This is a genomic window from Meiothermus sp. (assembly GCF_026004075.1).
Classification (GTDB): domain Bacteria; phylum Deinococcota; class Deinococci; order Deinococcales; family Thermaceae; genus Meiothermus.
Genome location: NZ_BPIK01000002.1, coordinates 687870 through 699802, shown reverse-complemented (window position 1 = coordinate 699802; position 11933 = coordinate 687870). Strand labels below are relative to the sequence as shown.

At 68.0% G+C, this 11933-nt stretch carries 13 protein-coding genes; all 13 read right to left on the bottom strand.

All coding sequences use genetic code 11. The features are described from left to right. Nucleotides 1–7 precede the first annotated feature (7 nt). Nucleotides 8–2521 carry a heavy metal translocating P-type ATPase gene (locus tag Q0X18_RS15900; RefSeq protein WP_081698391.1) on the bottom strand — a complete coding sequence of 838 codons (2514 nt, stop codon included), beginning with the start codon at nucleotides 2519–2521 and terminating at the stop codon, nucleotides 8–10. Nucleotides 2522–2600: 79 nt separating this feature from the next. Further along, entirely contained in the window at nucleotides 2601–2891 is a 291-nt protein-coding gene (locus Q0X18_RS15895) for a metal-sensitive transcriptional regulator (RefSeq protein WP_027888011.1), read from the bottom strand. Nucleotides 2892–2916: 25 nt separating this feature from the next. Next, nucleotides 2917–3117: a heavy-metal-associated domain-containing protein gene (locus tag Q0X18_RS15890; RefSeq protein ID WP_027888012.1), complete on the bottom strand. Its 201-nt coding sequence runs from the start codon at nucleotides 3115–3117 to the stop codon at nucleotides 2917–2919. Between the two features lie 972 nt (nucleotides 3118–4089). Then, a complete protein-coding gene (locus tag Q0X18_RS15885; RefSeq protein ID WP_027888537.1) occupies nucleotides 4090–4968 on the bottom strand; it encodes a prolipoprotein diacylglyceryl transferase in 879 nt (292 codons plus the stop codon). Between the two features lie 68 nt (nucleotides 4969–5036). After that, nucleotides 5037–6410 (bottom strand): apolipoprotein N-acyltransferase, encoded by a 1374-nt coding sequence (lnt, locus tag Q0X18_RS15880; RefSeq protein WP_036197325.1) that lies wholly within the window; start codon nucleotides 6408–6410, stop codon nucleotides 5037–5039. Between the two features lie 82 nt (nucleotides 6411–6492). Then, nucleotides 6493–7014: an AarF/UbiB family protein gene (locus Q0X18_RS15875; protein ID WP_027888535.1), complete on the bottom strand. Its 522-nt coding sequence runs from the start codon at nucleotides 7012–7014 to the stop codon at nucleotides 6493–6495. Beyond that, nucleotides 6998–7879 (bottom strand): patatin-like phospholipase family protein, encoded by an 882-nt coding sequence (locus Q0X18_RS15870; RefSeq protein ID WP_081698420.1) that lies wholly within the window; start codon nucleotides 7877–7879, stop codon nucleotides 6998–7000. Before Q0X18_RS15870 ends, Q0X18_RS15875 begins: the two co-directional genes overlap by 17 nt. Nucleotides 7880–8002: 123 nt before the next feature. Continuing rightward, a complete protein-coding gene (locus Q0X18_RS15865; protein ID WP_027888533.1) occupies nucleotides 8003–8338 on the bottom strand; it encodes a hypothetical protein in 336 nt (111 codons plus the stop codon). After that, a complete protein-coding gene (locus tag Q0X18_RS15860) occupies nucleotides 8335–9387 on the bottom strand; it encodes a type II glyceraldehyde-3-phosphate dehydrogenase (protein WP_027888532.1) in 1053 nt (350 codons plus the stop codon). Before Q0X18_RS15860 ends, Q0X18_RS15865 begins: the two co-directional genes overlap by 4 nt. A gap of 14 nt (nucleotides 9388–9401) precedes the next feature. Next, nucleotides 9402–10373: a 6-phosphofructokinase gene (gene pfkA, locus Q0X18_RS15855; RefSeq protein WP_027888531.1), complete on the bottom strand. Its 972-nt coding sequence runs from the start codon at nucleotides 10371–10373 to the stop codon at nucleotides 9402–9404. After that, complete coding sequence (locus tag Q0X18_RS15850) at nucleotides 10370–11230, bottom strand: DMT family transporter (protein ID WP_162147922.1); 861 nt, start codon at nucleotides 11228–11230, stop codon at nucleotides 10370–10372. The genes pfkA and Q0X18_RS15850 overlap by 4 nt, the downstream gene beginning before the upstream one ends. An 84-nt stretch (nucleotides 11231–11314) precedes the next feature. Beyond that, the gene (locus Q0X18_RS15845) at nucleotides 11315–11491 is read right to left on the bottom strand and encodes a YHS domain-containing protein (RefSeq protein WP_081698418.1); all 177 of its coding nucleotides are present in this window, start codon (nucleotides 11489–11491) and stop codon (nucleotides 11315–11317) included. A 107-nt stretch (nucleotides 11492–11598) separates the two neighbouring features. Next, nucleotides 11599–11892, bottom strand: a complete 294-nt coding sequence (locus tag Q0X18_RS15840) for a hypothetical protein (RefSeq protein ID WP_027893328.1) — start codon at nucleotides 11890–11892, stop codon at nucleotides 11599–11601. Nucleotides 11893–11933: the final 41 nt, after the last annotated feature.

The following is an 11933-nucleotide window of genomic DNA, read 5'->3' as shown; positions in this document are numbered from 1 at the left end:
GCACCGCCTAAGCAGGGACAGCCTGGGGGCTGGGCTGAGGCAGCGGGTTCTCGGCCTTCAGCGGGGGCTGGAAGCCGCGCAGGCGCAGGGCGTTGGAGAGGACGAAGACCGAGGAGAGGCCCATCGCGGCACCGGCCAGCACCGGCGAGAGCAGCCAGCCGCCCAGGGGGTAGAGCACGCCCGCGGCCACCGGGATCAGCACGACGTTGTAGGCGAAGGCCCAGAAGAGGTTGAGCTTGATGTTCTTGAGGGTGGCCCTCGAGAGGGCGATGGCGTTGGGCACCCCGCGCAGGTCGCCCGACATCAGGATCACGTCGGCGGTCTCGATGGCGACGTCGGTGCCGGTGCCGATGGCGAGGCCCACGTCGGCCTGGGCCAGGGCCGGGGCGTCGTTGATGCCGTCGCCCACGAAGGCGACGCGGTAGCCCTTGCCCTGGAGCTGCTTCACCGCGTCGGCCTTGCCCTCGGGCAGGACCTCGGCCAGCACCTCGTCGATGCCGAGCTGCCGGGCGATTGAGCGGGCGGTGCGCCGGTTGTCGCCGGTGATCATCGCCACCTTGAAGCCCTGGCGGTGCAGGGCGGCGATGGCCTCGGGGGTCCCCTCCTTGACCGGGTCGGAGACCGCGACGACGGCGGCCAGCTTGCCGCCCACGGCCGCGTAGAGGGGGGTCTTGCCCTCGTCGGCCAGGCGCTGGGCCTCGGCGGCGAAGGGGCTCACGTCGACGCCCAGTTGGGCCATGTACCGGTCCGCCCCCACGTCCACGCGGTAGATCCCCACCTGCCCGCTCACCCCGAAGCCGGGGAGGGCCTCGAAGTCCTGGGGCTCGAGCAGCTCCAGCCCCCGAGCCCGCGCCTCCTTCACGACGGCCCGGGCGATGGGGTGCTCGGACTTCTGCTCGAGCGAGGCCACCAGGCGCAGCACCTCGGCCTCGTCGAAGCCCCCGGGTACCCGCAGGTCGGTGAGCTCGGGCTTGCCCTTGGTGAGGGTGCCGGTCTTGTCGAGGGCGATCACCTGGGCTTCCTGCAGGGTCTGCAAGGCTTCACCCTTGCGGAAGAGCACGCCCATCTCGGCGGCTTTGCCGGTGCCCACCATGATGCTGGTGGGGGTCGCCAGGCCCATCGCGCAGGGGCAGGCGATGATCAGCACCGCGACGGTGTTGACCAGGGCGTAGCTGACGGCGGCCTCACCCCCGAAGAGCAGCCAGACGACGGCCGTGAGCGCGGCGATCCCCAGCACGACGGGGGTGAACACCGCTACCACCCGGTCGGCCAGGCCCTGGATGGGCGGCTTGGAGCCCTGGGCCGTCTCGACCAGTTTGATGATCTGGGCCAGCACGGTGTCCGCGCCCACGGCGGTGGCCCGGAAGGTGAAGGCGCCGTTCTGGTTGATGGTCCCGCCCACCACCTTCGCGCCCTCGCCCTTGGCGACGGGGACGGGCTCGCCGGTGATCATCGACTCGTCGACGTAGCTCTGGCCCGAGATCACCACCCCGTCCACCGGGACCTTCTCCCCCGGGCGCACCGCGACCACGTCGCCGGGCAGCACCTCGTCCACCGCGACTTCCAGCTCCCCCCCGGCCCGGATCACCCGCGCGGTCTTGGCCTGCAGGCCCAGCAGCTTCTTCATGGCCTGGCTGGTGCGGCCCTTGGCGATGGCCTCGAGGTACTTGCCCAGCAGGATCAGCGTGATCACCACCCCCGCCGCCTCGAAGTAGACGTGGCGGGCCTGCTCGGGCAGCAGGCCGGGGGCCAGGCTCATCAACACGGTGACGGCGGTGCTGTACCAGAAGGCCGCCCCCGTGCCGATCATCACCAGGCTGTTCATGTCCGGGGAGAGGGAGCGCAGGGCCTTCCAGCCCAGCCGGAGGAAACGTGCCCCGGCCACGAAGTAGACGGGCACGGTGAGGGCGAGCATCACCCAGTTCCACGCCTCCATCGGGGCGAGGGAAGTGAGGAACATGTGCGCCGGCATCCACACCATCCCCACCATCGCGATCAGGGTGAGGGGGACCGCGAAGGCCGCGGCCAGCAGGGTCATGCCGCGCAGGTGGGCGATCTCCTTCTCCCGCGCCTGGCGCTCTACGTCGGCCCGGTCCTGCCCGGCACTGGCCTCGAGCACCCCGTACCCGGCCTCGCGCACGGCCCGCTTGAGCTGGGCGACGCCGGTCGAGGCGGGGAGGTAGCGCACCGTGGCCCGCTCGGTGGCGAGGTTAACGCTTGAGCTGAGCACCCCGTCGAGCTTCTTCAGGGCGCGCTCGACCCGCCCCACGCAGGCCGCGCAGGTCATGCCCGTGACGCCCAGCTCGGCCTCGGCCACCACCGGGGTATAGCCCACCTCCTTGATCTTCTCGACCAGGGCCTGGGGTGTGGTCGTGGCGGGGTCGTAGGCGACGCTGGCGTTTTCGGTCGCCAGGTTGACCGAGGCCGCCTCGACCCCCTCGACCTTCTTGAGCCCGCGCTCGACCCGGCCCGCGCAGGCCGCGCAGGTCATGCCCTGGACGCCGATTTGCAGTTCTTTCACATTGCCTCCCGACGCACCCCTCCTGGGGAGGGGATGGCTGAGAAAAGGTGGCCCGACGGGTTCATCGGGCCACGCGGGGCTAACGGTACTTCAGCACTTCCATCAGTTCTTCTACCAGCGTATCGGCGTCGCCGCGCTGGGCCGCGCTGACCACGTGGTGCCTCAGGTGGCTTTGCAGCACCGTGTCGCCCACCTTGTCCAAGGCGCCCTGCACGGCCTTGATCTGCTTGAGCACGTCCACGCAGTAGGGTTCACCCTCGAGCATCTTGAGGATGCCCTCGACGTGACCCTTGACCGACAGCAGCCGCCGCCGGGCGTCCTCACGGACGCGGGGCTCGAGATGGAGGGTATGTTCTTGAACCAGGCTCATCGCTTCTCCTGACCTTCCCGGCCGGCTACCGCGCCACCTGGGCGCTGTAACCTTCTTCCTGTACGGCCTCGATCAACCGGTCCACCGGGGCGTCGCCCTCGACCACCGCGCGCCCCTGGTCCAGGAAAACCTCCACCTTCTGTACGCCCGGGACACTCTTCAGCGCCTTCTCGACGGAGATCTTGCAGTGGCCGCAGCTCATGCCTTCGACTTTAAGTTCGGTCATCGGGTCTCCCTTAATCCACCCCCCCGGGGGTGGGTCGCTTTAGATTATCAAGCCCAGGTTTGAGCTGTCAACCCCACCCCCCGGGGGGTGGGGTTGACAGGGCCGGGCAACCGACCCGCCCCTGACCCGGGGTCGGTCGCGGCCCGTTGCCGCGACCTCCGGGCCTCAGGGGGTGACCGCGACAAGCACCGTCAGCCCGCGAGACACCGCGGCACGGCGGTGACGACGGCCCGTGCAGCGTCCGGCGGCGGATGTTCTCGTCCGGTCCTGAGGATAAAGGCGGGCTTTACACAGGCTTAACCTCGCCGGCCTACGCTAGGTCTTGAGGTAAAAAACATGAGAAAGAGAATTCTTACTCCGATGTTGGTATTGTCCATGCTGCTTTTCACTTCCGGCTTCGCTCAAGACATGCCCAGCCCCGGAGGGGGGCCGGACTTCGGCAAACACGTCTCCGGCATGGCCCCCGAGCATCCGCGTGAGCACGGGGCCCAGTTCGGAGCTTGCGTCAGCAGCATGGCTCGAGGGGAAGGTTGCGTCCATTAGGCCCCCTGACCAACCGCTTCTCCGTGTCGCCCCCGCCCACCTCGTGGGGCTTTGGCCCCTGCGCGCCCTCGGGGAGCGACGGCACGGGCAGTGTAGAGCAGCCTTCTCGAAGTTTTTTCCAGCCGGAATGACCTCCGTGTCGTCGATAGCAACGTCGTGGCCGTGCGGCGGAGGGGGCGACTTTCGACAAAGTCGCCCTGGAGAAACTTAGCACCCCACACCCCTCGTACCGGATTCGGTCAGCCCGCCGCGGTTCGACACCGGACTCACCCGGCCGGGGGACGCGGGTTTCGCCGGGCGCGGTGAGGGGCGTGCCCCGGGGCTCAGAAGGATGGCCTCTCGGGTTTTGGCGCGAGGGTGGCCATCTTCTTGAATCCCGTATAAGAGGTTAGCCTCATGGGTGTTCCAACGCGGCCGAAGTGCTGGCCTTCACCCTCGGGAGGTTACCCAAGCCGTGACCCGCGTGCCTTCCGGAGGCTTTCGCTTCAACCGCCTAAGCATCCAAATTGCCAGCAGGATGAGCGGTACGGAGAAAAGCTGGGTAGCGGTGAAGAAGCCAATGCCCAGTTGGTTGTTCTGGTACGCCGACAGCCACAGGGGGTTGAGCCGGAAGGGCTCCTCGAGCACCGAGCGCAACAGGCTGTACCACAGCACGAACTGCCAGAAGGCGTAGCCGAATGGCCGCCCAGGGCGCAGCCAGAACCCTGTCGCGACCAGCAACGCCAGCCCGATGACCGCGCCGTAGATCTGGGTCAGGTGCAACGGCCCCATCACCACCGGCCCCGCGCAGGCCCCGTACGCCAGGTCGAAGGTGCTGGTACAGACGCCGGGGAAGCCCGAACCCTGTGGGAAGGTATAGCCGATGGGCAGGGTGGTGAGCCGCCCGGCACTGTCCCAGGCGCTCAAGAAATTGCCGATACGCCCGCCGATGATGCCCAGCGCCACCCCAGGAAGGGCGGCCTCGAGGTAGGGGTAAAAGGGCAGGCCGTGGCGCCTGTGGTAATACCAGAAGGCCAGTAGCCCCCCGGCCATGCCGCCGTGGAACGAAAGCCCCCCGCGCCAGACCTCCAGCACCGACCACGGGCTGGCGAGAAAGGCATCCGGGTTGGTGATCACGTAAGCCACCCGGGCCCCCACCACCCCCCACAGCACCGCCCAGAAGGCTGTCCGCTCGAAATTAGCCGGGTCGTGGCCCCAGCGCCGGAGCAGGCGTTTAGCGACCTCCACCCCCACGAGAATCGCCAGCACGATGAGGAGTCCGTGCCAGCTTATGAACAAAGGGCCGAGTTTGATTCCCGCAGTGTCCATGACTGTACCCCTCGAGGGTTGTAGGGTTTGTGCCACCCCTTCGCCCGCTCGAGGCTACCCCGCCCCGGTTAAGCCTGCGTAAAAGACCCCGGGCTCTTCCGGAACGTCAGGGTGGTCCGGCGCGATCCCGCCAGGAAGAGCAGCGCTGCCACCGCCACCGCCCAGTCCCCGAAGCGACTGTAGGGCGTGGCGTAGTCCTGTTGGCGGTAGGGCGCTTGGAGGAACCCCGGCTGTGAACGGGGGATGCTCGCCACCACCCGGCCGGAGGGGTCGATAGAAGCGCTCACCCCGTCGTTCCCGGCCCGCAGCAGCCACCGCCCGGTCTCGACGGCCCGCAGCCGGCCCATCTGGAAGTGTTGAAGGGCACCGAAGCTAGGACCGAACCAGGCGTCGTTGGAGACGTTGACGAGCAGCCGGGCGCCGCCTCGCGCCTGGGCGCGGGCCACCTCCGGGAACACCGACTCGTAGCAGATGTAGGCGCCGTAGTCCACAGCAGGTCGACCGGCGTCGCCCGGCCGGGTGTCGGTCAGATTGCCCAGGCCCAGGGCCTGGAAAAAGAAGCCGTACACCCCTCCCAGCACGCCGCGCCAGGGGAAGAACTCCCCGAAGGGGACCAGGCGGCTCTTATCGTAGCTGGCGACGGCCACCCCGTCTTTCACCAGGACGACCCGGTTACGGTAGCCTTCATCCCAGGCCGGGATGCCGCTCACCAGCTCGCGCCCGCCCAGCACCGCCTCCGCCTCCGGGGGGATCTGCCGCACGGCCGTCTCGGGCCAGACCACCAGATCGGTCCGGGGGTACTTCGCGAGCCCCTGACGGGTCAGCTCGAGGTAGCGCCCCTCAGACGCGGTCCCCCTGAGCTTGTCGAGGGGAGGAACAGCCCCCTGCACGATCAGCGCGTACCGGTCGGGGTCGGCTGGCGGCAAGGGCAACACCCACAGCAAAGCCCACCCTGCCAAAAGCCAGTACCGCTGCCGCCCGAGGGCGACCGCGAACCCCAGGACCACCAACGAGAGCAGGTAGACCCCGCCCAGGCCGGCCAGTACCCGCCCCGGCGCCTCCACGAGCGCGTAGCCGACGAAGCCCCAGGGGAAGGCCAGGGGCCCGAGGCTGGTGAGGTACTCCAGCACCACCCAGCCCCCTAGCCGGGCCACCGGGCGGCCCCGGGTCAGCCCGAACAGAACCCCCCAGCTCAGTGCCTTGAGCACGATCAGGGGCACGAACGGCACGGCCCCCAGAGGGGTGCCGAAGAGCTGGGCGAAGCTTTGAGGGAGCCACACCAGGTGTAAGGCCCAAAACCCCAACCCAGCGAAGAAGCCTTCCCTGAAGCCCCCGGCTCGCAGCAGCACTGCGAGGGGAACCGGGGCCAGGAAGCCGAGCTGAAACGGGGGGAGCGCGAAAGCCAGACCCACCCCGGCTGCCGTGGCAAGCGCCCACCCCATCACCCCGCCTATGGTGGGGAGGTGATGTTAAGCCTGTATAAAACCTGGGCCATGGATAGATTCGCGCGAGCCTTGGAGAAACTTATACGGGACTCAGAAAGACGACCGTCCTTTTGCACCAAAACCCGAGAGGCCATCTTTTCGAACCCCGGTGCACGCCCCAGTGCACCTGCCCGACGGAGGCTGCGGCCAGTGGTTCGAGCTCGAGGTGGGCGAAGACCTCCTCAGGGGGGCGGCCCAGCTCGCGCCCGAGCCTGAGCCAGACCCGCGGCCAGGGTACGGGCGGCACCCGCTCCTGCAACTTGGCCAGTTCCTCCGACCAGTCCGGGGGCACTAGATCGGGCCGGGTGGAGAGCACCTGCCCCAGTTTGACGGGGGTGGGGCCGAGGTCTTCCGACGCCATGCGCAGGCGGTCGGCGCGGGTGTAAGACTCGAGCCTCCTGCGATGGCCGAAAAGGCCTCGATTGAAGGGCAGATAGTGCCCCAGACCCAGTTCCATCGCCAGATAGCCCAGTCCGTGGCGGGCCAGCGCGGCAGCGATCTGGCGGCAGCGGTGCAGGAGAGCGACACGGGAGAGGATCGTGAGATCAGGTCGACACGGCATCGGCTCCGAGCAGCTCGTGCAGGCGGGGCAGCGCCGTTCGCACCGCCCGGATACCTGCTGCGACGCAGACCGCCTTGTGAGTGAAGTCAAGGGTATCGATCGGGAAGGGAAAACGGGGTTCCAGCACCAGGTCGGCCTCGGCAAAACGCACATGCGCGTGCTGGTGGTGACAGACCTCCAGCGCCCGCATCAGGGTTTGTAGGCCATTGCGCGGGGACCGCCCGCTTCGGGACCCGTGGGGATTGACCGCGATGACCAGCAAAGACCCTGAACCCCGCATCAACTCACGAGCCACGTCAATGGGGGCGATATCGGCATAGGCTCCATCGGCCAGGAGTTTCCCATCCCGCTCCAGGGGCGGCAGGATTCCGGCCAGGGCGGCACTGGCATAGAGGGCATCGGCCGCCAGGCCCTCGCGCAGCACTACCCGCTCCGCCGTGATCAGGTCGCTGGCGACGGCGGCTACCGGGATACGGGACTCCTCGAGTTCGCGTCCCAGGGTGAGTTGCCGCAGCAGCGCCCGACCATAGGGCAAGGCCCTCTGCCCCATGCCCCAGCCCACCAGCAAGCTCCAGGCAGCCTGGAAATAGGTGGGTAGTAGGCGTAGCCGTTCGCGCAAGGCGGCACTCCGTGGAGCAGGTGGTTCGGGGAAGTCGGTGGTGTCCATGTGCAACAGCGCCCCGTACCAGTCCGGGTTGAGGCCATAGGTAACCCCGACGATGGCCCCCATCGAGACCCCCACGATGGCGCTGGGGTAGTAGCCATAGTGCTCGAGGGCGTGGATCACCCCAGCATGAGCCAGCCCCCTTGCTCCGCCACCGGAAAGCACCAGGGCGAAGGGAAGGTGAGTACGAGACTGTTGCATGAGCCATCCCCTAGCGTAGTACCCCCCACAGCAATAACAAAACCCCCCCCAACCCCAAGCCAAACGCGTAGAGGCGAACGTAGCCGCTTTCCACCTTGACCAACAGATCCCCCAGACTCGCCATCAGCCGTCCCAGACCCCAATATCCCGCAAGCAGGCCGCGTTCGCCACCAAAGAGCAGGCCCGCCAGCACCTTAAGGGGCTGTACCAGGACCGCGTTGTACAGGTCATCTGCAAGAAAGCCTCGCCCAGGAACACGTCCGGTGGAGGGTGCAGCATCCGCCCCAGACCTTCGCTCGAGGGCAGCACCGGGGTGGCCCGGGCCGGCTCCCGGGTGGCGGGCAACACCGCACCGTCCCACCGCCGCACGGCGAAGTCGCGCCCTTGGGGGAGCAGCCTCTCCGGGAAGGCCAAGGTGACGGCCCGAACCTGTTCGTGGGCGGGGGTTTGTGGGCTCATGCCGCCCCCGGCCCCTGCAGGAATTCCTGGCGCACGCCCAGGGCCTCGTCGGTGCGCCGGATCGAGGCCAGGGGGTCGGGCTCGAGGCCGCTGAGGGCCCGGATGGCGTCGATGGTCTCGGGGATCACCACCGCCTGGTTGTCCACCTGGTAGGTGTAGAAGAGCTCGTTCCCCTCGGCCTTGAGCACGTCGGCCCAGATCGCCACCTCGTACATGTCGCCCCGTGGCCGGCCCAGGTCCTTCATCAGCTCTATGGTGCTGTTGAGGGCCACGATGCCGTCCGACATGCGGATGAAGGCGATGCGCGAGTTGGCCCGGAAGGCTTCGAGCACCTCCTCCCCACTGGCGGGGCGGGTCAGCTCGACGATCCAGTAGTGGCTGTGGCTTTGGGTGTGGGCGGCCTTGGCGGCGATGGTGACCACGTCCAAATCCGGGGCCACGGTCTGGGCGTCGGGGCCCTGATGGCTGGGAATCCTGCCCTCGGGCACCACGGTGTTCATGACGCCGGAGTGGTCGGACTCCCAGGGGTCGGTGGCCCGGCGGATCAGCACCCCGCGTGCCTTCTTCAGGAGCCCCGCGTTCCTCAGCGCGGTCAGGGTTCGCACCGTGGCGGTGGTGTTGCAGGAGACCACCCGGGTGCTGTCCCGCCCCAGGGCGCTGGCGTAGTTCTCGCTGGCTACGAAGGAGTGGCCGGTCAGGGCGTGCTTCTCCCCGCCCTGGAAGATGGCCCTGACCCCGTGCTCGCGGTAGCGCTCGAGGTTCTTGGCGCCGATCCCTGCGGGCGTACAGTCCACCACCACGTCTACCGTTTCCAGCAGTTCGTGCAGGTTGCCCTTGACCGGAACCCCGGCGGCCCGCATCTCGGGAAGCTTTTCGGGGAGCGAGGCGTAGACCGCGATGTCCTCCGCCACAGCCTTGATGCGGTAGTCCGAGACCACATCGGCCACCCCCGCCAGCTCCATGTCCGGCTGGGCCAGCACCGCACCGGCTACCCGCTTTCCGATCACCCCGTACCCGTTTACCGCTACCCGCACTTTCTCCCGCGCCATAGTTACCTCCTGATTTACTTGGCCAGCACCCGGGCCATCTCGAGCAAACCCAAATCCAGGGGCTTCTTCCGCCCCGCCGCCTCGTCCAGGGGCGTGGCGAGGATCTCGCCCCGGATGAGGCCCATCAGCACGCCATGTTCACCGCCCGCCAGCCGTTCTACCGCCCCCACTCCCAAACGGGTCGCCAGGAGGCGGTCGAAGGCCCCGGGCATCCCGCCCCGCTGGACGTGACCCAGGATGGTGACCCGCAGGTCGAAGCCGATGCGCTTTTGATTCTCCTGGGCGTAGAGCATCAACTCATTGGCGTTGTTGGTGGCTCCCTCGGCCACCACCGCGATCGCGTGGGCCTTGCCCCGGCGGTAGGCTGCCTTGAGAGTCTCGATGACCTCCTCAGGGTCACTCTCCACCTCGGGGAGCACGATCACCTCGGCCCCGCCGGCGATGCCCGCCATCAGGGCCAGATAGCCGCAGTCGCGGCCCATCACCTCGACCAGGAAGGCCCGGTGATGGCTCGAGGCGGTGACCTTGAGGCGGTCAATGGCCTCGAGGGCGATGTTGAGGGCGGTATCCACCCCGATGGTGGTCTCCGAGCCGTAGAGATCGTTGTCGATGGTGGAGGCCACCCCTACCACCGGGAAGCCCATCCTCGAGAGCGCGTAGGCCCCGCTCTGGGAGCCACCCCCGCCGATCACCACCAGGGCTTCGACGCCTCGAGCCTCGAGGTTGGCGAGGGCCTGTTTGCGCCCCTCCTCGGTCTTGAACTCGGGAGCCCGAGCGCTGCCCAGCACGGTGCCACCCTGCTGGATGATGCCGCCCACGTCACGGGCCGAGAGCGAGACAAAATCACCACCCATCAGGCCCGCGTAGCCCTGGCGCACTCCGAAGACCTCCCAGCCCTGCTCCAGGCCGCCGCGCACCACCGCCCGGATGGCCGCGTTCATGCCGGGGGCGTCACCCCCGCTGGTGAGCACCGCGATTCGCTTCATGGGTCTCCTCTCGGAATTCGGTCCATCGGGCGGGGCTCGAGGGCCTGCACCCTCAGCCCGCCCGCGATCAAGACCAGCCCCAACCCCTGCACCAGGGTCACCCGCTCGCCGTACAACACGACGGCCAAACCCAAGCCCACGGCGGGCACCAGGAAAAACACCTGCGAGAGCCGCCCGAGGTCGCTGCCCTGCAGCAACCAGTACCACCCCGCGGTGACAAAAGCCGTGCCCGCCAGGGCCAGCACCAGCAACAGCCCGACAAACTCCAGGCTCGAGCGCGGGGCTGCCCCACCCTCCCACAGCAGCCAGCCCGCAAACAGCGGCAGGCTGCCCAGCAGAAGTTGCCAGGCGATGAGGGTGAAGAGGTGGGGGGGCTCGAGGCGTTTGATCACCACGCTGCCCACCGCGAAGCCCAGCGAGGAAGCCAGGGCCAACCCTGCCCCGGGCAGCCCCAGGCCGCCGGGCGCAGCGAGGGCGGGCAGGGCCATTCCGCTGACCCCCACAAACCCCAGGACCAGGGCCCACCTCTTGGCCGGGGTGAAACGCTCCTTGAGCAGGAAACTGGCCAGCCCAGCCACGATCAGCGGCTGGACGTTGCCCAGCACCGCCGCCAGGCCAGCCCCTGCTAGACCCGGGCTGGAGAACATCGCCCCGTAAGCGAAAGCCGCCGAAGCCAGGGCCAGCAACAACAGCCATGCCCAATCCCGTCGCGCGGGCAGCAGGGGCTGGCCCAGGAGCGGCAGCAGCATCACCAGTGCCAGGCCAGCCAACCCCAGGCGCAAGGCCGCGAACAAGAAGGGCGGGGCATAGGCCAGGCCAGCCTTGATCAGCACGAAGCAAAACGCCGTCGCCAGCAAAATCCCCCCTATGACCAATACACGCAGTGCTGGAGGGGATACGGGGGCCGGGCGGATGTGGGTCACGGGAGTGGCTCTCGCGGGCTAGGGGTGGCCGTGGTGGCTATCGCCGGGCTTGACGTACTTCTTGGGGTCGGCATCAAAGCTTTTCTTGCAGCCTTCGCTACAGAAGTAGTAGGTCTGGCCCTGGTACTCCGATCGACCAGCGGCTTTTTCGGGGTCGATCTGCATCCCGCACACAGGATCGGTGACTTTTTCCATGGAGTTCTCCTTTGCGAGGTTTGTGCCTCTTTGGCCGAAGGATCGCCGCGCTGTAAGTGTGCTAGCCTGGCTTTTCCATAAGCCTCCTTATCGGATCACCTGGGGCGTCACCCTGAGGGCCAGTTCACCCCCACCGCGCCATGATTCCGCCGTACCGGCGAGACGATGCCCTCGGTGACGGTAAACTCCAGGCCGACCGGGACGTAGACCACCCCCTCGCCAAACCGGCGCACCACCTCGGCAGTGTTTTGCTCGTCCTGCAACAGGGCCTGTGCTGCGGAGACGGGTTCTGGAAGCAATCGAGCTGGTCCGGGAGCTTGGGTACGGCTCATCCCCCACCACAGCACGCCCCCAGCGATCACCAGGAGCCCGCCTAAGACCAGGATGTTCCGGTTCGACATAGCCGCCTCCAAGCCGCCTCCAGCCCAGGGTCCGCTTAGGG